At 63.8% G+C, this 24076-nt stretch carries 14 protein-coding genes and 1 tRNA gene; 9 read left to right on the top strand and 6 right to left on the bottom strand.

Going from position 1 to position 24076, the window contains the following annotated elements:
- Window positions 1-74: 74 nt before the first annotated feature.
- The gene (dsbB, locus tag AB5Y72_RS15080) at window positions 75-596 is read left to right on the top strand and encodes a disulfide bond formation protein DsbB (protein ID WP_325782595.1); all 522 of its coding nucleotides are present in this window, start codon (window positions 75-77) and stop codon (window positions 594-596) included.
- A 223-nt stretch (window positions 597-819) separates the two neighbouring features.
- On the opposite strand, the gene AB5Y72_RS15075 is transcribed toward dsbB, so the two are convergent.
- The 3 genes from AB5Y72_RS15075 to uvrB all read right to left on the bottom strand — a co-directional run bounded on the left by AB5Y72_RS15075 (window position 820) and on the right by uvrB (window position 3910).
- On the bottom strand, window positions 820-1473 hold the full coding sequence (locus tag AB5Y72_RS15075; protein WP_042076968.1) for a DedA family protein: 654 nt from the start codon (window positions 1471-1473) through the stop codon (window positions 820-822).
- A gap of 170 nt (window positions 1474-1643) precedes the next feature.
- A complete protein-coding gene (locus AB5Y72_RS15070) occupies window positions 1644-1901 on the bottom strand; it encodes a YkvA family protein (RefSeq protein ID WP_216990357.1) in 258 nt (85 codons plus the stop codon).
- Window positions 1898-3910, bottom strand: a complete 2013-nt coding sequence (uvrB, locus tag AB5Y72_RS15065; protein ID WP_318161461.1) for an excinuclease ABC subunit UvrB — start codon at window positions 3908-3910, stop codon at window positions 1898-1900. The genes AB5Y72_RS15070 and uvrB overlap by 4 nt, the downstream gene beginning before the upstream one ends.
- A gap of 132 nt (window positions 3911-4042) precedes the next feature.
- Between uvrB and AB5Y72_RS15060 the strand changes: the two genes are divergently transcribed.
- The 3 genes from AB5Y72_RS15060 to AB5Y72_RS15050 all read left to right on the top strand — a co-directional run bounded on the left by AB5Y72_RS15060 (window position 4043) and on the right by AB5Y72_RS15050 (window position 8299).
- Window positions 4043-4118 (top strand) — tRNA-Asn (locus tag AB5Y72_RS15060).
- Between the two features lie 772 nt (window positions 4119-4890).
- Window positions 4891-6576: an aspartate:alanine antiporter gene (locus AB5Y72_RS15055; RefSeq protein ID WP_042076971.1), complete on the top strand. Its 1686-nt coding sequence runs from the start codon at window positions 4891-4893 to the stop codon at window positions 6574-6576.
- 190 nt (window positions 6577-6766) lie between these two features.
- Window positions 6767-8299, top strand: coding sequence for a lytic transglycosylase F (locus tag AB5Y72_RS15050; protein ID WP_325782594.1), 1533 nt, complete (start codon window positions 6767-6769; stop codon window positions 8297-8299).
- A 139-nt stretch (window positions 8300-8438) separates the two neighbouring features.
- Here AB5Y72_RS15050 and AB5Y72_RS15045 read toward each other — a convergent pair whose 3' ends face one another.
- Together AB5Y72_RS15045 and AB5Y72_RS15040 are read right to left on the bottom strand one after the other, a co-directional pair.
- Window positions 8439-9650, bottom strand: a complete 1212-nt coding sequence (locus AB5Y72_RS15045; protein ID WP_325782592.1) for an ROK family protein — start codon at window positions 9648-9650, stop codon at window positions 8439-8441.
- Between the two features lie 104 nt (window positions 9651-9754).
- Window positions 9755-11422 carry a methyl-accepting chemotaxis protein gene (locus AB5Y72_RS15040; protein WP_325782591.1) on the bottom strand — a complete coding sequence of 556 codons (1668 nt, stop codon included), beginning with the start codon at window positions 11420-11422 and terminating at the stop codon, window positions 9755-9757.
- Between the two features lie 131 nt (window positions 11423-11553).
- Between AB5Y72_RS15040 and AB5Y72_RS15035 the strand changes: the two genes are divergently transcribed.
- The 5 genes from AB5Y72_RS15035 (at window position 11554) to glpC (ending at window position 16533) form a co-directional block, all read left to right on the top strand.
- The gene (locus AB5Y72_RS15035) at window positions 11554-12009 is read left to right on the top strand and encodes a YchJ family protein (protein ID WP_325782590.1); all 456 of its coding nucleotides are present in this window, start codon (window positions 11554-11556) and stop codon (window positions 12007-12009) included.
- A 193-nt stretch (window positions 12010-12202) separates the two neighbouring features.
- Window positions 12203-13882, top strand: coding sequence for an anaerobic glycerol-3-phosphate dehydrogenase subunit A (glpA, locus tag AB5Y72_RS15030; protein ID WP_325782589.1), 1680 nt, complete (start codon window positions 12203-12205; stop codon window positions 13880-13882).
- On the top strand, window positions 13872-15140 hold the full coding sequence (gene glpB / locus AB5Y72_RS15025; RefSeq protein WP_368199152.1) for a glycerol-3-phosphate dehydrogenase subunit GlpB: 1269 nt from the start codon (window positions 13872-13874) through the stop codon (window positions 15138-15140). The genes glpA and glpB overlap by 11 nt, the downstream gene beginning before the upstream one ends.
- A 1-nt stretch (window position 15141) precedes the next feature.
- Entirely contained in the window at window positions 15142-15279 is a 138-nt protein-coding gene (locus AB5Y72_RS15020; protein ID WP_325782587.1) for a hypothetical protein, read from the top strand.
- Between the two features lie 51 nt (window positions 15280-15330).
- The gene (gene glpC, locus AB5Y72_RS15015) at window positions 15331-16533 is read left to right on the top strand and encodes an anaerobic glycerol-3-phosphate dehydrogenase subunit GlpC (RefSeq protein WP_325782585.1); all 1203 of its coding nucleotides are present in this window, start codon (window positions 15331-15333) and stop codon (window positions 16531-16533) included.
- Window positions 16534-16670: 137 nt separating this feature from the next.
- On the opposite strand, the gene AB5Y72_RS15010 is transcribed toward glpC, so the two are convergent.
- The coding region (locus AB5Y72_RS15010) for a type I secretion C-terminal target domain-containing protein (protein WP_368199150.1) at window positions 16671-24076 on the bottom strand (7406 nt) is incomplete at its 5' end.

Below are 24076 nucleotides of genomic sequence, written 5' to 3'. Positions count from 1 at the left end.
GCTGTACGGCCCCTTTCTTTTTGGATGGGGCTCTGCTCTAATTCAGCCACTATTTTCTCTGTGAGATCAATCAGATGATCGAGTTTCTTCGCCGCATTGCCAGCCATCGCCTGGCCTGGGGATTGCTGGCCGCGTCCGCCCTCTTTCTCGAACTGTGCGCCCTCTTCTTCCAGCACGTGCTGGGCCTGCACCCTTGTGTCATGTGCATCTACGAGCGGATCGCCATCCTGGGCGTGCTGGTGGCCGGCCTGCTCGGCATGGTGGCGCCCCAGAAGTGGTATGTGCGCTGGAGCGCCATGCTGCTGTGGGGCTACAGCGCCTTCTGGGGCCTGAAGCTGGCGCTCAAGCATGTGGATTATCAGATGAACCCCTCCCCCTTCAACGTGTGCGAGGGCTTTGTCGACTTCCCCAGCTGGGCGCAGCTGGATCAGTGGATCCCCTGGATGTTCTATCCGGACGGAGATTGCAGCGAGATCAGCTGGCAATTCCTCGGCTTCTCCATGCCCCAGTGGCTGGTCGCCATCTTCGCCGCATACCTGCTGGTCTTTGTGGTGGTCGCCATCGGCAACCTGATCAAGGGTCGCTGCTGCAACTGAGCCGGGAGGCACGCATAAACAAAGGAGGGAGCCGATGGCTCCCTCCTTTGTTTATGCGTCAGATCACGCCTGGACTCTGGTTCCTCAGCGGTGAGTTGCCATCTTCGTCTCCAGATTGCCGATTGCCATCGTGACCATCGGCAATCTGACAGTGAGCAGGCCACAAACAGAAAGGGAGCCATCGGCTCCCTTTCTCATTTCATTGCGCCACGGAACAAGAAGCTCAGGAGGCCACCTTGCCGGCATCCATCCTAGCCTTCACCATGCCGACCACCATGGGCAGCAGGGAAATGCCGATGATGCCGAAGATGAGCAGGGTGAAGTTGTGACGCACCACCGGCAGATTGCCGAAGAAGTGACCCGCATAGACGAAGGAGAGCACCCACAGGAGGCCGCCCACCAGATTGAACGCCAGGAAGCGTGGATAGGTCATGGCACCCATCCCCGCCACGAAGGGCGCAAAGGTGCGCACTATGGGCAGGAAGCGGGTGATGATGATGGTCTTGCCCCCGTGCTTGGCATAGAAGGCGTGGGTCTTGACCAAGTAATCGCGGCGGAAGATCTTCGAGTCCGGATTGCGGAACAGCTGCTCGCCGAAAAAGTGTCCTATGGTGTAGTTCACCACGTTGCCGAGCACTGCGGCGATGATCAGCACCCCTGCCAGGGTATGCACGTCCAGCACGCTGCCCACCGTCAGGGCCCCGGCGGCAAACAGCAGGGAGTCGCCAGGCAGGAAGGGGGTGACCACCAGGCCTGTCTCGCAGAAGATGATGAGAAACAGGATGGCGTACACCCAGATCCCGTAGTGTTCGAACAGCTCTTTCAGGTGCACGTCAACGTGCAGGATAAAGTCGATGGCAAAGAGGATCAGATCCATTTTTTGGGTACTCATGAAGTGAACGGCGTGGAGTCTACGCCAATGAGACCTGGCTCACAATCACCCCAGGGTCCCCTTTTTCGCCCCCATACAAAAGGAGCCATTCAATACCCTTAACTGGCGCCCCCGGTGGCAAGAAAAAAACTGCCATGAACGGGGTCAGATCGGGGTCAATCGGCCTTGTCCAGAGAGGTCAGCACGGCATCGGGCAAGCACCTCTCCCAGCCCCATAACAGAAGCAGCAACAGGCTGATATCGTCGAGCCAGCCAAAGAGCGGCACCAGGTCGGGCACCAGATCCACCGGGCTGATGCCGTAGAGCAGAATAAAGATGACCAGCCCCCGCGCCCACCAGGGGGTGGACGGATGGCGAAACCCCAGGTAGAGGCGGCGCAGCCGCCGCCAGATAAGCCAGCGTCTGGCGCTCACGACTCGATCAACTCGCTGCGCAGCCGCTGGATCTGATCCCGCAGCGCCGCCGCCTGCTCGAACTCCAGATCCCGCGCATGCTGGAACATCTGCTCCTCCATCCGCTTGATCTCCTTGGCGATCTCGCTGGCGGAGCGGGCATGGTACTCCCCCTGCGGCTCGGCGGCCTTGCGGCTGCCCCGCCCGGCCTTGCCCGCGGTGCGGCTGCCCCCCATGTCCATCACGTCCCCGATGGACTTGTTGAGCCCCTTGGGCACGATGCCGTGTTCCAGGTTGTGGGCGTGTTGAAGGGCGCGGCGCCGCTCGGTCTCCTCAATGGCCACCTGCATGGAGTTGGTGATGGTATCCCCGTAGAGGATCACCTTGCCGTTGAGGTTGCGCGCCGCCCGGCCGATGGTCTGGATCAGCGAGCGGGTGGAGCGCAGGAAGCCCTCCTTGTCCGCATCCAGGATGGCCACCAGGGAGACCTCTGGCATGTCGAGGCCTTCGCGCAGCAGGTTGATGCCCACCAGAACGTCGAATTTGCCGAGGCGCAGATCGCGGATGATCTCCACCCGCTCCACGGTATCGATGTCGGAGTGCAGGTAGCGCACCCGCACCTCGTGATCCGCCAGGTATTCGGTCAAGTCCTCCGCCATCCGCTTGGTGAGGGTGGTCACCAGCACCCGCTCCTCCACGGCCACCCGCTTGCGGATCTCGGAGAGCAGGTCGTCCACCTGGGTGCTGACGGGCCGCACCTCCACCTCGGGATCCAGCAGGCCGGTGGGACGCACCACCTGCTGCACCACGTCGCCGCCAGACTTCTCCAGCTCATAGGGGCCTGGGGTCGCCGAGACGAACACCGTCTGCGGCATCAGGGCCTCGAATTCGTCGAATTTCAGCGGCCGGTTGTCGAGCGCCGAGGGAAGCCTAAAGCCGTACTCCACCAGGGTCTCCTTGCGAGAGCGGTCGCCCTTGAACATGGCACCTATCTGCGGCACCGTGACGTGGGATTCGTCGATGATGAGCAGGCCGTCCCCCGGCAGGTAGTCAAACAGGGTGGGCGGCGGCTCCCCCGGCGCGCGGCCGGAGAGGTAGCGGCTGTAGTTCTCGATGCCGGAGCAGTAGCCGAGCTCCTGCATCATCTCCATGTCGAACTGGGTGCGCTGGCTGATGCGCTGCTCCTCCACCAGCTTGCCCAGCGACAACAGCTGCTCACGGCGGCTCTTGAGCTCCTCCTTGATGTGCTCGATGGCGCCGAGTATGGTCTCGCGCGGGGTGGCATAGTGGGTCTTGGGGTAGATGGTGTAGCGCACCACCGTCTGCTCGATGGCGCCGGTCAGCGGGTCGAACAGGGAGAGGCGCTCCACTTCTTCGTCAAACAGCTCCACCCGCAGGGCCAGCTTGTCCGATTCGGCGGGGTAGATGTCGATCACCTCCCCCCGTACCCGGAAGGTACCGCGCTGGAACGCCATGTCGTTGCGGGTGTACTGCAGCTCGGCGAGGCGACGCAGGATATCCCGCTGATTGATCAGGTCCCCCACTTTCAGGTGCAGCATCATGCTGAGGTAGGCCTGGGGATCCCCCAGGCCATAGATGGCCGACACCGAGGCGACGATCACCACGTCGCGCCGCTCCAGCAGCGCCTTGGTGGCCGAGAGCCGCATCTGCTCGATGTGATCGTTGATGGAGGCATCCTTCTCTATGAAGGTGTCCGTGGTCGGCACATAGGCTTCCGGCTGGTAGTAGTCGTAGTAGGAGACGAAATACTCAACCGAGTTATCTGGGAAGAACTCCTTCATCTCCCCGTAGAGCTGGGCCGCCAGCGTCTTGTTGGGCGCCAGTATCATGGTGGGGCGATTGAGAGTCGCGATGACGTTGGCCATGGTGAAGGTCTTGCCCGAGCCGGTCACCCCGAGCAGGGTCTGGTGGGCCAACCCGGACTCTATGCCGTCGAGCAGCTGGGCGATGGCCCTCGGCTGATCCCCGGCGGGTTGAAACTGGCTGGCCAGCTTGAAAGGCTTATTCATGACGACTCCCGGCAAAAAACGGCAAGAGTGCAGTGTACCCCGAGTTGACGGGCCTGGGTATCCGCCGGCCTGCCCTGATGGCTATTGACCCCGAAATACGACCTCTGTATGATGCACCTCCTTGCCTGATGTTCCCCCGTAGTTCAGTCGGTAGAACGGCGGACTGTTAATCCGTATGTCACTGGTTCAAGTCCAGTCGGGGGAGCCAATTCCTCACCATCTCGGTGCAAGTTATCCACTTTAGTGCTTTCCTCTGCCAATTTTAATGCACAAGCCCTGCCTTGCTGCACGCCTCCCTTTTGAACCCCCGTCACTGACCGGCAGCGTTTTGTTCTGTCGCGCATAACTATTTGATTTTTATAGAAACAATTTATTGCCGGTATTTTTTGAACAGCCCTTGAAGCCCAGTAATAGCGCGGGCTACAGCCTGATCACCAAGTTTCATGAACAGGGTTATCCACAGTTTCTGTGGGTAAGTTGACCAAAGCCAATGTTCATCTGGGTTGGCAGCGATTGTCTCCGGTTTGGCGAGGCGACGCACCGCTCGCCCCATTTTCTGCTGTTTTTGTCCGCCCCCCTAAATGGGGTCAACCAGGGCAACGCCCCCACCCCGGCGCGGTCTTTTTTCGCCATGCCCCGTGCCACGGGTCAGCCCTCGCCGGACGACAAATGGGGTTCTTTTGTATCCCTTCACTGACCTCAGTGAAAAATGCTGAAAACCATGCCCAATCGCTCCCCATACAGCAGGTAATAAATTGTCCACAGGGCCGTCGGCCCTTCCCCTCCCGACAGCAGAAATCACTCATTGACACCGGATCCGGCAGCGTAAAGTAGAGTATTTTTCCTCCTGGGCGCCGCGCATCCCTCACCCCTCTGGTCGAGGCGCCACTTAACTGGCTGTCGATCCGCTTTGGCGCTTCTTTCTTGCCAAGGGATACGGCACAATATCGGCCCCACTTTTTTCCTCGGTTTTTCCGGGCATGACCATAGATTTCGTGACACTGCTACATCAAAGCGACTCCCTGCTGCTGTTCGTGGTACTGGCCTTCGGCCTGCTGCTGGGCAAGGTCCGCATCGGCAACTTCCAGATAGGCAATACCATAGGGGTGCTGTTCACCGCCCTGCTGTTCGGCCAGATGGGATTCCAGTTTTCCACCTCCACCGAAAACGTCGGCTTCATGCTGTTCATCTTCTGCGTGGGGATTGAAGCGGGGCCGCACTTCTTCAGCGTCTTCTTGCGCGACGGCATCCACTACATCACCCTGACCCTGGTGATCCTGCTGAGCGCCCTGTTGCTCACCGTGGGGCTGGCCAAGTTCTTCAACCTGGGGCCCGGCATGGCGGCCGGCATCCTGGCGGGGTCGCTCACCTCCACCCCGGCGCTGGTGGGCGCCCAGGATGCCCTGCGCAGCGGCCTGCTCAACCTCCCCCATCAGACCGACATGCAGTCGGTGCTCGACAACATGGGCATCGGCTATGCGCTCACCTATCTGGTGGGGCTGGTGGGATTGATGCTGGTGGTGCGCTACCTGCCTTCCCTGGCGCGGCTCGACCTCAACACCGAGGCCCAGAAGATCGCCCGCGAGCGGGGCCTCTCCGACAGCGAGAGCCGCAAGACCTACCTGCCCATCATCCGCGCCTATCGGGTCGGCCCGGAGCTCGCCGCCTGGATCGGCGGTCGCACCCTGCGCGAGACCGGCATCTATCCTCACACCGGCTGCTACGTGGAGCGGATCCGCCGCAACGGCATCCTGGCGAGTCCGGATGGTGACGCCGTCATCCAGGAGGGAGACGAGATCGCCCTGGTGGGCTACCCCGAGAGTCACGAGAAGCTCGACGTCAACTACCGCAACGGCAAGGAGGTGTTCGACCGCAACCTGCTTGACCTGCAGATCGTCACCGAAGAGATAGTGGTGAAGAACGACGCTGTGGTGGGTCGCCACCTGGTGGAGCTCAACCTCACCGAGAAAGGCTGCTTCCTCAACCGGGTAGTGCGATCCCAGATCGAGATGCCGTTCGATCGCAACATCATGCTGCAGAAGGGTGACGTGCTGCAGATCAGCGGCGAGAAACAGCGGGTCAAGCTCCTGGCCAACAAGATCGGTTTCATCAGCATCCATAGCCAGACCACGGATCTGGTGGCCTTCACCACCTTCTTCGTGCTGGGCCTGCTGATAGGCTCCGTCTCCCTGGTGTTCGGCCAGATAGAATTCGGCCTCGGCAACGCCGTCGGCCTGCTGCTGGCGGGCATCCTGATGGGCTATCTTCGGGCCAACCACCCCACTGTGGGCTATGTGCCGCCGGGCGCCCTGCGTCTGGCCAAGGATCTCGGCCTCGCCGTCTTCATGGTGAGCACCGGGTTGAAAGCGGGGGGCGGCATCCTGGATCACCTGAGCGAGGTGGGCATGGTGGTGCTCTTCTCCGGCATGCTGGTAACCACACTGCCGGTGCTGGTGGGTTACCTGTTCGGGGTCTGGGTGCTGAAGATGAACCCGGCCCTGCTGCTGGGGGCCATCACCGGGGCCCGCACCTGCGCCCCGGCCATGGACGTGGTGAACGAGGCAGCCAACAGCTCCATCCCGGCGCTCGGCTATGCCGGCACCTATGCGGTGGCCAACGTCATGCTGACCCTGGCGGGCTCCTTCATCATCGGCTTCTGGTTCTAGGCCGGCTCGGGTCTTGAATATGCAATGAAAAGAGGGAGCCCACGGGCTCCCTCTTCATTTGGTGTTCTCCCCGGCCAGGCCCCCAACCGATAGTGAAGATCGTGCTATCACCCGAGCGCAATCAAACCCAACGAGCTAAGGGGTCCTCTGAGCCACGCTTACACTCAATAAAACGAGTGAGGTGAACATCATGAAACGCTTATGGATTGTCATTTTTTGGGTGCTTTGTTCCCTGTCCCCGGCCTGGAGTGCCGAGCCAGATAAAAAAGCCACCACCGAGGAAGAAGAGGAGCGCAGCGCCCTGGCCTTTGACAGCGAGGAACTCGCCAAACCCATGCTGGGGGATCTCGACGCCATGCTGGAGCGGCGCACCATACGGGTGCTCACCACCTACAACAAGACCGGCTACTTCATCAACAAGGGGGTGCAACGGGGGGTCACTTACGACGCCTTCATGCAGGTGGAGAAACGCCTCAACGAACAACTGCGCAAGCAGAAGGCCATCAAGCGTCACCTCAAGGTGCACTTCGTCTTCATTCCCGTCGCCCGCGAGGCCCTGCTGACCTCCCTCATCGAAGGCAAGGGGGATATCGCCGCCGCCAACCTCACCATCACGGACAAGCGCAAGAAGCAGGGGGTGGTGTTCAGCGATCCCTTGCTCGAGAACGTGCGGGAGCTGCTCGTCTCGGGCCCCGATTCCCCCAAGGTGGAGAGTGCCGCCGATCTGGGTGGCAAGACCATCTTCGTGCGCCCCTCCTCCAGCTATTTCGAGAGCCTCATGGCCTATAACCAGGCCCGCAAGGCGGCGGGAGAGCCCCTCATCGACATCCAGCCCGCCTCCGAAGTGCTGGAAGATGAAGATCTGGTGGAGATGGTGAACGCGGGCCTGCTTCCCTTCATCGTCATGGACGAGCACAAGGCCCGCTTCTGGCAGAAGATCTTCCCCAAGATCACCATTCATGAAACCCCGGTGTTCCGGGAGGGGGGCATCATCGCCTGGGCGGTACGCCAGGACAGTCCCAAGCTGCTCGCCATGCTCAACGAGCAGATCAAGGCGATCCGCGGCAAGGCGACGGGGGAGGACGTACTGGCGCGCTATCTCAAGCAGAACAAGTTCGTCAAGAGCGCCGCCGCCGAGGCCGAGCGCAAGAAGTTCCTGCAGGTGGTGGAACTGTTTCGTGAATACGGCGAGAAATACGACGTGGACTGGCTGCTGGTCGTCGCCCAGGGCTATCAGGAGTCCGCCCTCAACCACAAGGCGCGCAGCCATGTCGGCGCCATCGGCATCATGCAGATCATGCCCGCCACCGGCAAGGGGCTGAAGGTGGGCGACATCCGCCAGCTCGAGCCCAACATCCACGGCGGCGTCAAATACATGCGCTGGATGATCGATCACTACTACGCCGACGAGCCCATGACCGCCCTCGACAAGGCATTATTCTCGTTTGCCTCCTACAACGCCGGTCCCGCCCGGGTGGCGCGGCTGCGCACCGAGGCGAAGAAACGGGGGCTGGATCCCAACGTCTGGTTCCACAACGTCGAATACGTGGCGGCGGAGAAGATAGGAGCCGAGACCGTCACCTATGTGGGCAACATCTACAAGTACTACATCGCCTACAAGCTGGTGATGGAGCAGATGCAGCTGAGACAGCAAGCCAGCGAGACCCTCAAACGGCAGGAGCAACCCGCCGACAAGGCGACCGCCAAGGAGACCAAGTCCTAGAGCCGCCACCCGGCGTTTGCAAACAACAGGCGGGCCTTCCTCGGAAGGCCCGCCTGTTGTTTGCCCCCTAATCAGAGCCCCCCTCCTCCCACGGAGTTAAGACGGCCAGTGCAGGATGGAGCGGCACTGCGGCAGGCAGTCAGGCCTCCTTTTCGCCTCGCAGCAGCTCGAGCAGCAGGCTGCCGTCTCGCAGGGCCTTGTGCACCTGCACCGAGGTGGGCTTGGTGGGGTCTTCATAGAAATGGGTGGACTCGATCTGCAGACGCACCAGGTACTCGGCCGGCAGCTGGCTCGCCAGGGACTGGTGCAGCATGGGGAACAGCAGGCGATCGGCCCGGGTGATCTCCCCCCCCAGCAGCAGCTTGCCCGGGTTGAGCAGGCAGATGAGGTTGGCCAGCACCCGGGAGAGGCGCCCCGCCGCCTGGTGCAAGATGTCCTGGCAGAGGCTGTTGCCCGCCAGCGCCAGCTCGCACAGCTCGCGGATGGTGACGACCTCGGGCAGATCGTGCTCCTGCATCCGCTCGCGCAGGTCCCGGTACTGGGCCTCCAGCGCCTGATTGGTCACCAGGGTGCAGGCGCAGCCAAAGCCACCGCAGTAGCAGCGCTGGCCGTAGGGCTCGAGCTGCAGGTGGCTGAGATCCCCGAGCAGGGCCGCCTCGCTCTCGATGAGCTGGCCGTTGACCACCATGCCCACCCCTATGTCGTTGTGCACGAACACCAGCACCGCATCGGCACAGTTCTTGGCGGCACCCCACTCCCGCTCGGCCTGGATCCAGGTGCGCACGTCACCGCTCACCAGCACGGGGACCGAGAAGGCCTCCTGCAGGGTGGGCCCGAGGGGCCAGTTGCGCAGATCGTAATAGGGGAAGTGCTTGACCATGCCGGAGTGGCGCTCCACCTGCCCCGGCAGGCAGAGGGCGATGCAGGCCAGGCGCAGCGCCTTCTTGGGCAGGAAGCCCTCGATGGCCCGCACCAGGCTCGCCAGCAGGGAGGCCCGCTCCCCCTCGTTGAAGACGTGGCGATGGCGCGCCATGGAGCGGCCCGCCAGATCGAACAGGGCCATGTCCACATAGCCGCGCCCAAGGCGCATGGAGAGAAACTGGAAGCGGCGCTCGTTGATGCGCAGCAGGGTCTGACGGCGGCCACGGCCCACCGAGCTCTCGCCACAGGTAACCACCAGACCGCCATCGAGCAGCTCGCGGGTGATCTTGGTGATGCTGGCGGGAGATAGGCCGGTCAAACGGGACAGATCGGTACGGGACAGCTCCTTGTGCTCCTCCAGGCTGGCGTAGACCAGGCCGTAGTTGAGCTGACGGATCAAATCGATACTGCCTTTCACGATCTCATTCATAGGGTTGGGGCTAACGAAAGGAACGAATGGCGCGATTTTCCCACATTCTGTGCCGATCCCCAAATTTGCCGTCTGGATATCCCGTCCAGACGGCAAAAATGTGACTAGTAACGGAAGCGGGAGACGAGTTGACGCAATTTGTCACCCGTGCCGGCCAGGGCGCGGGTGGTGGTGTTGGACTCCCCGGCCGCCTCGGTCAGCTCGCTGACGATCTGCTGGATGGCCACCAGGTTCTTGTTGATCTCCTCGGAGACCGCGTGCTGCTCCTCGGCGGCGGTCGCTATCTGGATATTCATGTCGTTGATGGTACCGACGGCCGCCACCATGCTGTCGAGGGAGCTGGCGATGTGGCTCGCCTCCTGCACCGTCTCCTGGCTGCGGGCCTCGCTCGCCTGCATCACCTCCACCGCCTGCCTGACCCCGCCCTGCAGCCGCTGGAGCATCTCGTTGATCTCCTTGGTGCTTTGCTGGGTGCGACCGGCCAGGGAGCGCACCTCGTCCGCCACCACCGCAAAGCCGCGGCCCTGCTCGCCGGCCCGTGCCGCCTCGATGGCGGCGTTGAGCGCCAGCAGATTGGTCTGATCGGCGATGCCGCGAATGACCTCCACCACGGACCCTATCTTGCCGGTCTCGTGGGCGAGCTGCTCAATGACACCGGCGGCCACGTGTACCTCGTCCACCAGCCGGTTGATGCTGCCGATGGCGCTGTTCACCACACCGCGGGCGGCGTCAGATTCGCGGGCCGCATCGCTGGTGGCGCAGGCCGCGTTGGAGGCGCTGGCCGCCACCTCCTGGGCGGTGGAACTCATCTCGGTCACGGCGGTGACCACCTGATCCGTCTCCTTGCCATGGCCCTGCATTTGCCTGTCTGCGTGCTCGCTCAGGCTGTGCAACCTGTCCACGGCGCCGAGCAGCTGATGGCTGGTCTCCCCCACCTGGCTCACCACCGACTGGATCCGCTCGACGAAACGGTTGAAGGCGGTGGCCAGCTGACCCACCTCATCCTTGCTCTGCACCTTGAGGCGCCGGGTCAGATCCCCTTCCCCGTCGGCGATGTCGTTGAGGGCCGAGACCGCGTCCGCCAGCGGCCGGGTGACCCGGTTGCCGATCACCACGGTGGCGGCCAGGGTCACCCCCAAGATCACCAGGATGAGTAGCACGCTGCTTTGCAGGGAGGCGTGCATGGTCTCCTCCCGCTCGCTGCGCAGGGCCGCCAGCTCGTTGTCGATATCGTCGATGTAGAAACCCGTGCCCACCACCCACTGGTACTTGTCGAGCACCAGGTTGAAGGAGAGCTTGGGGGCATCCCGGCCGAGGGACGGCTTGTTGGTCCAGTATTCGGAGAAGCCGTCTCCCTCCCGCGCCGACTTGATGATCCCCTGGATCAGGAAGGTGCCCTTGGCATCCTTGTCCTGCCAGCGATTCTTGCCCTCCATCTCGGGGCGGGTCGGCAGCAGCACAGTGTTCCCCTGGTAGTCGTAGACGAAGAAGTAACCGTCACTGCCATAGCGCAAGGGGCGCAGGATCTCGGTCACCCGCTGGCGGGTCTCTGGGTTGTCTGGCCCGGCATAGGCCTGCTCGATGGCCGTCTTGGCCAGCATCAGGTAGCTGCTGAGCAGGGCCTTGCGCTCCTTGACCGCCTTCTCCCTCGCCACCACCAGATCGGACTCCAGACCGTTCCTGGCCACCAGGTAGTTGCTGAGGTTGACCACCAGAGCCATCAGCAGCACGGGGATGGCCCCCAGCAACAGAATTTTCTGCTTTAGCGTCATCTTGTACTTCCTTTAGCCATTTTATTGTGGGTGCTTCGTTCCTACTCGCTCAGCCATGGAGTGCTGGCCGAGGGGGGAGTGCCTTCGCTACAATCCCGCCACCTTTTATTATCGACCCGATGAGCTGACCCATGAGCCAATGTCCTTGCGGTTCCTCCCTCCCCCTCTCCCAGTGCTGTGGCGTGCTCCACGCAGGCCAGCCCGCCGCCAGCCCGGAGCAGCTGATGCGCTCGCGCTACAGCGCCTTCGTGCTGGGATTGGGGGAGTACCTGGTCCACAGCTGGCACCCTGACTTTCTGCACGGCCTGACGGCGGCCGAGCTCTCCCGGACCGATACCCGCTGGGACGGCCTCGAGATCCTCGCCAGCCAGGGCGGCCCCCTTGATGAGACCGGCACGGTGGAGTTCAAGGCCTGGTTCCTGGAGGGGAACGAGCGTCACTGCCTGCACGAGCGATCCCGCTTCGTGCGTCATCAGGGGCGCTGGGTCTACACCGACGGCGAGCAGGATCCGGCGCCGCTGCGGGTTGGTCGCAACGACCCCTGCCCCTGTGGCAGCGGCAAAAAGTTCAAGAAGTGCTGCGGCTGAGCGCCGTGACTCGTGTCGACAGAGGGGGCCCGGTGGCCCCCTCTGCTGTTGCTGGAGTGTGACAACAATCACGCTTTGCTCATTAACACCCCTTTTTATGAGCGTTTACGAACATTAACTTGGCCCATATCAAACATTTCCAACCAGGGAAGCGCCACACTGGCCCCATCTGGAAGAGATGAGACGGGCAAGAATGAAAAGAATAACCACGGAAGTCGTCATCATAGGGGGGGGCGCCACCGGTGCCGGCATCATGCGCGATTGCGCGCTGCGCGGCATCGACTGCATCCTGCTGGAGCGGGACGACATCGCCGCCGGCACCACGGGGCGCAACCACGGCCTGCTCCACTCGGGGGCCCGCTACGCGGTAACGGATCAGGAGTCCGCCCGCGAGTGCATTCAGGAGAACCGCATCCTCAAGCGGATCGCCAGCCACTGCGTGGAGGATACCGGCGGCCTCTTCATCACCCTGCCGGAAGATGACCTCCATTTTCAGCGCACCTTCATGGATGCCTGCGCCCTGGCGGGCATCGAGACTCGCCAGCTGGATCCCCGAGAGGCGCTGCGCCTCGAACCCAACGTCAACCCGGCGCTGATCGGGGCCATACAGGTACCGGACGGCACGGTCGATCCCTTCCGCCTGGCCGCCGCCAACGTGCTGGACGCGAAAGAACACGGCGCCCGCATCTTCACCCACAGCAAGGTGCTGGGGCTGCTGCGCACCCAGGATAGGGTGCACGGGGTCAGGGCCATCAACACCCGCACCGGAGAGGCGTTCGAGGTGGAGTGCCGGGAGGTGATCAACGCCGCCGGCATCTGGGGCCAGCAGATCTGCGAGTACGCCGACCTCGGCATCCGCATGTTCCCGGCCAAGGGCTCCCTGCTCATCATGGATTACCGCCTCAACCAGCTGGTGCTCAACCGCTGCCGCAAGCCGGCGGATGCGGACATCCTGGTGCCGGGCGACACCATCTCCCTCATCGGCACCACCTCGAGCCGCATCGACTACGACAAGATTGACCAGCTCACCGTCGAGCCCGGCGAGGTGGAGGTGCTGCTGCGCGAGGGGATCAAGCTCGCCCCCGTCATGGCGCGCACCCGGCTGCTGCGCGCCTATGCTGGTGTACGCCCCCTGGTGGCGGTGGACGGCGACGAGTCGGGCCGCAACATCAGCCGCGGCATCGTCTTGCTGGATCATGCGGAGCGCGACGGTCTTCAGGGCTTCAACACCATCACCGGCGGCAAGCTGATGACCTACCGCCTGATGGCCGAATGGGCCACCGACCTGCTGGCCAGGAAGCTTGGCAACAGCAAGCCCTGCCGCACCGCCGAGCTGGCCCTGCCGGGCTCGCGGGATCCGGAGAAGGTCTCAGCCCCGGGTCTCTCGGTGCCCGCCGAAGGCTCGGCCCAATACCGTCACGGCGAGCGGGTCATCGCCTTCTTCCGCGACAACCCCAAGGCCAACGCCCTCATCTGCGAATGCGAGATGGTGACCGCAGGGGAGATTGAATACGCCCTGCGCGAGCTCGACGTGGACAACCTGGTGGACTTGCGCCGCCGCACCCGCCTCGGCATGGGCCCCTGTCAGGGGGAGCTGTGCGCCTATCGCGCCGCCGGCCTGATGCAGGAGTACGGCAAGGCGGACGGTCGTCAGGCCTGCGTCATGCTGCGCCAGTTCCTGGAGGAGCGCTACAAGGGCACCCGACCCGTGCTCTGGGGCGATGCCCTGCGGGAAGCGGAATTTACCTACTGGATCTACGAGGGGCTGTTCGGCCTTGGTGAGTGGACGGCCCCCCACCTGGTGAGCGAGCCCCCCTTCCCGCTCGATGCCAGCACCGCCAATTCCACCAAGGAGTGCAGCCATGAAATTTGACAGCATAGTGATAGGCGGCGGCATGGCGGGCCTGTCGGCGGCCCTGCGCCTGGCCGAAGCGGGCCAGAAGGCGCTGCTGATGGCCTCGGGCCAGAGCGCCCTGCACTTCTCTTCCGGCTCGGTGGATCTGCTGGAGAGCGACGGCGATCCCCGCGCCGCCCTGCCCGCCTTTATGGCCGAGCGGCCGGAACACCCCTATGCCAAGGTCGGCATCACCAACATCATGGCGAGCCTGGATGACCTGCAGCGCCACTGCGCCCTGCAGGGATTGCCCCTCATTCGCCAGGAGCGCAACCACCAGCGGCTGACCCCCATCGGCACCCTCAAATCCACCTGGCTCTCCCCCGAGACCTGCGCCTGCATCACAGAGGCCCCCGCACCGGACGTCCTGCTGCTGGCCACCCTGGCCGGCTTTCGCGACTTTCATCCGGCGCTGGCGGCGGCGAATCTCGCGACCCACGCGCGATTCGCCCACAGCCGGATCCTCACCGGGGAGATCCGCCTGCCCCAGCTCGCCGCGTTCAGCCGCAATCCCCACGAGTTTCGCTCCGCCGACATCGCCCGTCTGTTTGACAGGCAGCAGCAGGACCTGCTGACGGATCTGGCCCGCGAGATAGGCCGCATGGTCAAGGAGTGTGGCGAGCCGGGCTGCCGCCATATAGTGCTGCCCGCCTGCCTGTCGCTGGGGCTGGTGGGGCCCCGCCTGGCGGAGCTGGAGAAGCGCACCGGCTGCACCATTCGCGAAGTCGCCACCATGCCGCCGTCCCTCATCGGGATGCGGATGCAGGAGGCCCTCAAGCGGCGCTTCATGGCCCTCGGCGACACCTTCCTCACCAGCGAGCGGGTGCTGGGTGCCCGCTACCAGGGGGACAGGGTGCTCGGGGTGCACAGCCAGAACGGCGACGACCAGCTGTTCGAGGCGGATAACTTCGTGCTCGCCTCCGGCAGCTTTTTCAGCCGCGGCCTGGAGTCACGCCTTGGCGGCATCCGCGAGCCCATCTTCGACGCCGATGTACTGAGCCTGTCCGAGCGCGACGCCTGGGCCGGTCGCCGCCTGTTCGATCACCACCCCTTCATGGGCTTCGGGGTCAAGACGGACGACCAGCTGCGGGTGCTGCGGGGCGGCAAGCCCCTCGCCAACCTCTTTGGCGCCGGCAGCGTGCTGGCCCACTATGACCCCATCAAGGAAGGGTCAGGTTCAGGCGTGGCGGTCGCCACCGGCTGGCAGGCCGCCGGCCATATTCTGGCGGAGGGCTGAGATGAATCACACATTCCCACTCGCACGACACGGCGTGCTGGCCCACGACGATGCCCAATCCAAGGAGGGTTCCGGCTCAGGCGTGGCGGTCGCCACCGGCTGGCAGGCCGCCGGCCATATTCTGAACGCAGCACAATGATGTATTTGTCCCATATCCCGTGCCTTCACATCCTACGGGAGGAGAACTGACATGCTACTGGATCATGCCAACCAAACTTTCGATCAGTGCATCAAATGCACCGTCTGTACCGCCTACTGCCCGGTGGCCAAGGCCAACCCGGCCTACCCCGGCCCCAAGCAGGCGGGCCCGGATGGGGAACGGCTGCGCATCAAGAGCCCGGAACTCTTCGACAGCGCCCTCAAATACTGCACCAACTGCAAGCGCTGCGAAGTGGTCTGCCCGAGCGGGGTGCGCATCGGCGACATCATAGCCCGGGCCAAGCACCAGTACAGCGGCTTCAAACCGGGGATCCGCGAGTTCGTGCTCTCCCACACCGATCTGATGGGCAGCATGTCCACCCTGATGGCCCCGGTGGTCAACTTCACCACCGGCCTCAAGCCGATGAAGCTGGTGCTGGACAAGGCACTGGGGGTCTCCTCCCACCGTTCCTTGCCCAAATACTCCCAGGGCACCTTCCGCGGCTGGTACAAGAAGCAGAAAGCGAGTCAGGCCCGCTTCGAGCGCCAAATCGCCTACTTCCACGGCTGCTACGTCAACTACAACCACCCGCAGCTCGGCAAGGAGCTGGTGCAGGTGCTCAACGCCATGAACATCGGCGTCCAGCTGCTGGCGCGGGAGAAGTGCTGCGGCGTGCCGCTGATTGCCAACGGCTTCATGGACAAGGCCAAGCAGCAGGCGGCCTTCAACATCCAGCAACTGGAGAACACCCTGCTCGGCAACGAGATGCCGCTCTTGGCCACCTCCTCCACCTGCGGCTTCACCCTGCGCGACGAATATCCCCACCTGCTGGAGCAGGACAACCACAAGGTGCGGGATCGCATCTCGCTGGTAACCCGTTTTATCTGGAACGAGTTCTATCAGGGCAACAAGCCGGCGATGAAGCCGCTCAATCTGCACATCGCCTACCACACCCCCTGCCACATGGAGAAGATGGGGGGCGTCATCTACACCCTGGAACTGCTGCGCGCCATTCCCGGGGTCAAGGTGACGGTGCTCGATTCCCAGTGTTGCGGCATCGCCGGCACCTACGGCTTCAAGTCGGAAAACTACGACACCAGCCAGGCCATAGGCCAGGGGCTGTTTGATCAGATAAACCGGCTCAAGCCCGATCTGGTCATCACCGACTGCGAAACCTGCAAGTGGCAGATCGAGATGAGCACTGCCTTCCCCTGTGAACATCCGATCCACCTGCTGGCAAGAGCCCTGGCTTGAGATGAGCACCGCCATGCTCCCCTGTGAACGCCCCTGCCACCTGCTGGCCCGGGCGCAGGCATGAGCTAGCCATAGTCCTCCACCCAGATAAACAAAGAGCCGGCAATTGCCGGCTCTTTTTATTCAGCGCGCTCCCATCAGGGATGCTGGATGATCAGGCTGTGCTGATCCAGCAGGGACTGGAGGATCTCGTGGGAGGAGGAGCCGCCGCTCAGGTTCCAGCCGCTGAGATCCACGTCCTTCAGGGTGATCTGCTGGGTGACGTGGCCATCCCCTGCCGGCGACACCGAGAGATTGACGTCTCCCAGGCCACCGTTGCCGGTGGTGACGGAGGCCGACAGGTGATTGAGCAAGCCATCCAGGCTGTTGCCGGTCACCCCCTTGAGCAGGTCCGCCAGATCGATCCTGTCCCCCTCTTCGGGGCGGAAGTCGGTGATGGTGTCGATGGCAGGCTGCGCCGCCGTGCCCTCGTCCCCCTGACCCCACACGAAGAGATCGCTGCCCGCACCGCCGCTCAGGCTATCGTTGCCCTGACCCCCCCGGATCAGGTCGTCTCCCAGACCGCCCAGGATCCGATCACTGCCGGTGGAGCCGAACAACCAGTCTCCCTGATCCGAGCCAACCAGGTCGTGGCCGCTCTGGCTGTGGATGTTGAGGGTCTCCTGGGCCGAACTCAGGGTGCGCCCCCCCGCACTCGACTCGGCGGTCAGGATCAGGCTGTGCTCCCCGGCCGCCAGGTCTTTCACATAGAGCGGCACCGAGTGATCCATGGGTAGCAACCAGTCGCCGTTGTTGTCGGCATGGCCCATGCTCTGGCCGTGCTCGTCCACCACCTGGGCACCGCCCAGGTTCTGGATCCGAACCGACAGCTCACCGGTTGCCGGGTTGACCACGCTGGCGCTCAGGTTGAGCGGCACCCAGGCCCCTTGCAGGGCGTGGATGTCGTGGGTCCCGAGGCCGAGCCGCGGCTCATCGGCCTCGGCGGTCACCGTGATGCCCACGGTGGCGGTATCGGTCAGCGCACCGCCCGCCCCCGTGTTGCCCTGATCCGAGGTGGTGATGGTGAGGTTGTCCTCGCCCCAGAAATCCCTGGCCGGCTCGTAGTGCAGATTGCCGTTGAGCAGGCTGTTGAGATCATCGAGCGACCCCACCAGGGTCACCACGTTGGTACCCGCCCCCTGCACCGAGACGGCGCCGGCCGTCCCCAGCAGGGTCAGCACCCCGTGCTCCACCCGCAGCACCATGGACATGGGGGCGCTGCCCGCATCCACATCCTTGACGCTGATGCCGGAAAGCGACAGCGAACCGTCCTCCTTCACCGCCATGGCGTCCGGCACCTGGTTGATCGGGGCATCGTTGACCGGTTGCACCTCGATGGGCAGCACGTCGGTGTCGCTCAGGGCGCCGCCACTGCCGGTGTTGCCCCTGTCGTTGGTCACCATGGTCAGGGCATCCTGACCGTTGAAGTCCCGCTCGCCCTGATAGGTCACCCCGCCCGCGAGCAGGGCATTGAGATCCGCCAGGGTGCCGGTCAGCACCACATCGCCGGTGCCGTTGCCGGTCAGGGTCACGCCGCTGCCGGCCGGCAGGGTCAGGGTGCCGTGCTCCACCGAGAGACGCACCTCCATGATGCCGTTGCCCGCATCCACGTCCTTGACCTGCAGACCCTGGATGACGAACGGCTCGTCCTCCTGAGCCACCTGGGGCTCCCCGGGCAGCACGTTGACGGGGGCGTCGTTCACCGGGCTCACGTCCACCTGGATGCTGCCGTTCACCTCGGGGCCGAGGGCGCCGTTGTCCAGGCTCAGGGCCGTCACCTTGATCGCCATGGCGCCGTTGGCGTCATGGGTCACCAGCTCCACCGCGTCGAGCTTGCCCCCATCCGTGGTGACCTGCCAGCGGCCACCGCCGAGATCCACCACGGTGCCGCTCACCCCGCTCGGCAGGCGGATTTCTGCACCGTCTGGCACCCCTTCCAGGGTGACGCGCACCTGCTCGGGCCCGTTCTCGTGCACATTGCCGACGCTGCCGCCGGTGGCCTGGGTGTCCCGGGTCTCCACCCCCAGGTTCAGGGTGATCACATCCCCTTCGGTGCCGCTCGCCTGCTCCTGCATGTCGGTGATGACCGCATCCCCCACCGGATTGACGGTGACGGTGAAGCCCGCACTGGTTTCAAGGGGCAGGGTCAGCCCCAAGTCCTGGGTGAAGGCGCTCAGGGTCAGATCCAGGGTGCCGCTGAAGTCCGCAGGCGGGATCAGGGTCAGGGTGGAGAAGTCGGTGCCAACAGGCACCTGCCACACCCCGCCGCCGTTGTTGACCGCCGGGGCGGACAGGGTGAAGCCATCCGGCACCCCCTTGATCTGCAGCCCGACGATCTGCTCGGAGCCATCGTTGTCGATCAGGCTGGCCCCCAGCCCCCCCAGGCTCACGCTGCCATCTTCCTGGCCCGTGACGTTCTGGACCGTGAGCTGGGCCGGATCGTTGACCGGCAGCACCTCGAAGCTCACGTTGCCGCTCCAGCTCCCCCGATCCGTGCCAGTGGTGGCGGTATCGAGAATATCCACCGTCACCGCCAGCGGCACCTTGCCGCTGAAGTGCTCCTTGGGCACGAACACCAGATCCTTGAGATCCGCCGGGTCGTCCACCCTGAGGGTGGAGACCGGCTGGCCGTTCTTGTCGAGGAAGTGACCATATTGGGGATCCACGGTCACGACCACCCGCTCCACTGTCTCGAGACCGCCATCGGCCACCGAGGGGCTGATGTCAGCGAGCTTGACCGAGAGATCGAGGTGGATCTCGGTGTCTTCCAGGTTGTCAGACTGGCCGTCGCCGTTCACATCCTTCACGTCCAGTTGCAGCTCGGGCAGGCCGTCCGCCCCGCCGTGGATGTCTACCTCCGGGGTGATGGAGAGGGTGACGTCCTTCTCCACCATCTTGGTGTCGCCGCTCACGGTGTCGGTGTTGACCAGGCGCACGTTGAAGTGCAGGCCGTCACCGGCATAGTCTTGCGGCAGGGTCAGGGTCAGCTTGTCGAGATCATCGAGGCCGCCCGGCAGCTTGATGAGGTACTCGCCGTTGACGAAGTCGAAGGTGAGCCCCTGCACGTTGACGCCCGGGGGCAGACCTGTGATGACGATGCTGAGCTCGTCGTCGCCGATGTCCGCCGTGCCCAGGGTCACCATGTCCTTGAACTGGCTGCCGAAGTTGATGCCCTGATCCTCCACCCCGGTGATGGGGACGCTGTTGTCAAAATCGACATCGGCGGCCACCTGGCCCGAGTGGGTCGCAGCATGGAAGTCGGCGCTGGCGGTGATCTCCCGATAGGCCGGGGCGCTCACATCCCCCTCGTTGTTGTCGCCAAGGTCGATCACCCTGGCACTGACCTTGAAGGTGACGGTGCCGGTGAAGCCGTCCGGCGAGCGCAGGGCATAGTTGCCGAGGGCGTCGTGGGGCACCGTCCAGTTGCCCTTGCCATCGTTGATGCCGCCCACCACCACGAAGCCGGGGGGCAGATCGCTGATCACCAGGTAGTCGATGACCTCATCGCTGCTGGGATCCAGATCCTGGAACACGAAGACGCCGTCCAGCGAGATGGCGTGCCCGTCCGGGCTCTCCAGCTGGCCGGTCTGCACCAGGTTGCCATCGGGCTCCACCACCGCCTGGATATCCAGGTGCAGGGTGCCGTCGATCACCTTCTGGGCGGTGGCGCTGGAGTCAACATCCACTTGCGTCACCGTGACATGGCTCTGGAGGGTGGTGTCCCTGTCGCTGTCTTCGGGCCCTTTCACCAGCAGCTGGCCGCCGTTTAACAGGCTGTCGAGCTGGCTCGGGGTCAGATCCACGGCGCCACCGGTGACCGTCAGCTGGGTATCCACGCCCCCGGCCCGGATCCAGACTTCATAACCGGGTTCGATACCGGAGAGGCCGAGGTGCGTCACCTGCTCGGCGCCGTCGGTCAGGTCCGGATGCCAGTCCAGCACGGTGAACTGATCCTCCAGGCCATGGCTAGTCCTGGCATAGTCGGTGGCGTCGATGGCCGGCTCCACCTTGATGGTGAGGGGCACGTCGAAGCTCTTGTGATCGCCGTCATTCTCGGTCACCACCACGTGGCCGACCAGGTGCAGATCGGCGGTGCTGTTGGGGGGCGGCTGGATCTGCAGGTTGCCGAGGCTGGAGACATCCACCTGATAGAGAGGATTGCCCTTGCCATCGAGTCCGGCGAAGGTCAGGGTCAGCTCCTTGCCACTGCCGTCGAACACCCTGGCCCCTTCCGGCAGCCCTTCCAGCACCAGGTTGAGGGTTTCCGAGTGATCGAGCGGGGTGTCGGTCCACTCCCCCGAGGTGAGCTTGAAGTCAAGGGGAGCCCGGCCATCCTCCTGGATGGTGATTCTGTAGCCGTTGCCATCCTGGGTCCAGTCGCTGGTATTGAGATCGAAATGGGGTTCGTCCACCACCCCCACCAGATCCACGTGCAGGCTCTGGCTGCCGGTCTCCTTCTCGTTCACCACTGTGTGGGTCTGGCCGTTGGCATCGGTCAGGATGGCGGTGTCCTTCACCACCCCCTTGATGGTGAGATCGAAGTCGACGTTGCTGTTTTTGGGCGGCTGCAGCTTGAGGTCATTGATGCGGTCATAGGGCACCTCGTAATAGCCGTTGGCATCCAGGGTGACCGCCACCCCACCCAGCAGCAGGGTGGCGCCGGCGGGCAGGCCGCTGATGCGCACGAACAGCTGCTCGGAGCCATCTGTGGTGTCTCCCAGATGGGCGAGCCATATCTTGCTGCCCAGATCGATCAGGGTGTCTTCCTTGCCCTGGATCTCGCGCACGGTGAGCTTGGCGTCATCCGCCTGCGGGTTGACGTTGATCACCAGATCCTGGGGATCCCCGAGCGCCTTGTTCTGGCCGCTGACCACAGGGCTCTTCTCCGTGCTCACCGGGGTCACGATGAGCCTGATGTCACCGCTGTAGTCCTTGCCGGGCACCACGGTGATCTTGTTGATATCCCCTGCCGTCACCGTGTAGAGGCCGTTGCTACCCGGTTGGAGTACCTTGCCGTTCAGGGTCAGAGAGCCCTCACCGGAAGCCCACTCTATCTGGTAGCTCAGGGTCTCGGAGCCGTCCGTGTCGGTGAGGCTGGCCTTGACGTTGAGGGCGATGCCGCTGCTGTCCTCGTCCGTGCTGTAGTGCTGGTGCGTGCTGCCCGCATCCCACAGCGGCTTGTCGGCAATGCCCTGCACCGTGATGGCGAGATCGCCGGTCACGGCGGGCGGTGGCGTTCCCTCGCTTACCCCGACCTGCAGCTGCACCTGGAAGTGCAGCGGCTGCTTGTTGTTGCTCCAGCTGGACCAGTCATCAGCCGGCACGAAGGTGAGACCCTGGGTCCGGTAGTTGACGTTGTCTGCGGTCACCATGGCCGCCGGCGGCACGATGAACCACTTGCCATCGGCCGTGGTGGTGAGGGCCACCCCGTGGTAGTAGAAGGTACCGTGGGCGTTGGCCGGCGCCTGGATCAGCAGTTGATCCACGTGTTCGCCCCGGTCGAAATCGCCGATATCGAGGCGCATGTCGATGGCAATGCCCTGGCTCGGATCCTGGGCTCCCTGATCCTCCTGCCCGGTGACCGCCTTCACAGTGAAGCTCACCGCCTCATCCTGCAGGTGGAGGGTCAGGGTGCTCTCGGCGGTATCGCCGTCGCCGTCCACCAACTGAGCCTTGATGATCTGGCTGAGGCTGGCGGCATCGTGATCGAAGCCTGGCCTCGGCGTGAAGCTGTAGTTGCCGTCCTGCCCTATGGTCAGGGATCCCATCACCTGCTTGCCGTCCGGGCTCATCACATCCAGGGTCAGGCTGCCGTTGATGGCATGCTGCTGGCCGTTCACGGTGACCGAGGCCACTCTGGCGCCGTCGGCCCCCTCGTTGGCGGGGGGCAGCAGATCGCCGCTCACGGCGCTGCCGGTCTCGCTCAGGTGATGGGTCAGATGCGTGCCGATGGGCATGTCATCCTGCACCTTCACCTCCACCGTCACATTGGGGCTGCGATCCCCATCAAAGTCGGTCACGAACAGAGGTATGTCGATACCCAGTTCATCCTTGCCCTGGGCGCCGTGATCAAGCTGGCCCACCAGATGCACGCTGTAGCTGCCATTGACGTCGAGATGGATCCAGAACACCGACTTGCCGCCCTCCGCACTCGCCAGATACCAGCCGGGGCTATGGGCCGCCAGGGTCACGGCCTTGCCACCCGAGCTGAGATGGTTCGCCTGATTGAAGGCCGCCACATCGAGTTCAAGAGAGGCAACACGGTCCGAGCCGGCGCTGATGGTCACCTTGCCACCGGCCGTCTCCCCACTTTCGGTCGGAGTGGTGCCAGGATGCTGGATACTGCTCCCATCCAGATCCGCCTCCTCGACCCGCACGGACTCTATGGCCGAGATCACGGGGTCGGCGGCATCGGTGATCACCGCCGTGGTGCTGCCGGTGATCACCGAGCCATCGCTGTCGGTCACCTTGACCGGCAGGGTCAGGTCGAGCCTGTCGTCGGCCACGTGATCCAGGTTGGTGTGCACCTTCACCTGGTAGTCGAGCGTCGCCTGGGTGTGGGCTTCGATGCGCCCCGGCACGCTCGGCAGGGTCACCGTCAGCACCAGGGTGCCGCTCGCAGTCACTGCCTGGAAACCGTGACCGTTTCTGCCCGCCACCTCTTGCCAGGTGAGGGTCTCGCCGTTGTGGGTGATGGCCTTGCCACTCCCATCCACGACTTGGCCCGAGAGGGTCAGCCGCACGTCCACCACGGGATCGGAGTCCGCCGTGATGGTCAGGCTGCCGGTGGCCTGCTGATCGTCCGCCGTCTGGTTGTTGGCGGCGCCGTCGAAGCGGCCTTCACTGAGCGTCACCCCGGTCAGGGTGAGGGTCGGGGTATCGCCCTCGACGATGCTGACGTTGAGGGTGCCCGTGGTGCTGTCGTTGTTGCCGCTGCCCTTGTCGCTGTCGACGATATTGAGCTTGAACGGCAGGTCGGTCACGGTGTTGCCGCTCTGGTGAACCCCCTCGAACAGGGTCACCTTGTAGTCAAAACCGTTGCTGGCGGCGTTGTCCAGCTTGCCCACCAGTTCGACCTGAAGCACCTCGACGCGCTGGCCGTTGACTTCCACATAGCCCTTCAGCACCTGATTGCCCGGGATGCTGGCATCGCCGTCGACCAGCTCGTATTTGACGCTCTGACCCAGGGCGGTCAGGGCCGGCTGCTCGCTGATGTCGGCAAACGACACCTCGCTCACCCGATCCGAGCCGGCATTGATCTGGAAGTGGCCGGTGCCGGTCAGGGGGTTGCTGCCGTCGAGATGGCGCTCATCCAGGCTCACCCCGCTGCCTGCCACGAAGACGGGCGCATTGCCGTCCTTGACGATGAGCGGCAAGTCGGTGGAGACCCTGTCCCCGTCCTTGTCGGTCAGGGTTACGGTGAGCGGCAAATTGAGGGACTCGCTCCCCTGGTGATCCAGCTCACCGCTTAAGACAACTTTGGCGGTGACGCTCCAGTTGCCGT

It is taken from the genome of Aeromonas sp. R7-4, from assembly GCF_040908055.1.
Lineage (GTDB): Bacteria > Pseudomonadota > Gammaproteobacteria > Enterobacterales > Aeromonadaceae > Aeromonas > Aeromonas sanarellii.
This window is presented reverse-complemented; position numbering and strand designations above follow the sequence as displayed.

Coding starts and splice junctions, on each gene's coding strand:
- AB5Y72_RS15040 (WP_325782591.1), bottom strand. CDS start 11,422: ATGACGCTAAAGCAGAAAATTCTGTTGCTGGGGGCCATCCCCGTGCTG.
- AB5Y72_RS15050 (WP_325782594.1), top strand. CDS start 6,767: ATGAAACGCTTATGGATTGTCATTTTTTGGGTGCTTTGTTCCCTGTCC.
- AB5Y72_RS15045 (WP_325782592.1), bottom strand. CDS start 9,650: ATGAATGAGATCGTGAAAGGCAGTATCGATTTGATCCGTCAGCTCAAC.
- glpC (WP_325782585.1), top strand. CDS start 15,331: ATGCTACTGGATCATGCCAACCAAACTTTCGATCAGTGCATCAAATGC.
- AB5Y72_RS15020 (WP_325782587.1), top strand. CDS start 15,142: ATGAATCACACATTCCCACTCGCACGACACGGCGTGCTGGCCCACGAC.
- glpA (WP_325782589.1), top strand. CDS start 12,203: ATGAAAAGAATAACCACGGAAGTCGTCATCATAGGGGGGGGCGCCACC.
- AB5Y72_RS15055 (WP_042076971.1), top strand. CDS start 4,891: ATGACCATAGATTTCGTGACACTGCTACATCAAAGCGACTCCCTGCTG.
- AB5Y72_RS15035 (WP_325782590.1), top strand. CDS start 11,554: ATGAGCCAATGTCCTTGCGGTTCCTCCCTCCCCCTCTCCCAGTGCTGT.
- dsbB (WP_325782595.1), top strand. CDS start 75: ATGATCGAGTTTCTTCGCCGCATTGCCAGCCATCGCCTGGCCTGGGGA.
- uvrB (WP_318161461.1), bottom strand. CDS start 3,910: ATGAATAAGCCTTTCAAGCTGGCCAGCCAGTTTCAACCCGCCGGGGAT.
- AB5Y72_RS15075 (WP_042076968.1), bottom strand. CDS start 1,473: ATGGATCTGATCCTCTTTGCCATCGACTTTATCCTGCACGTTGACGTG.
- glpB (WP_368199152.1), top strand. CDS start 13,872: ATGAAATTTGACAGCATAGTGATAGGCGGCGGCATGGCGGGCCTGTCG.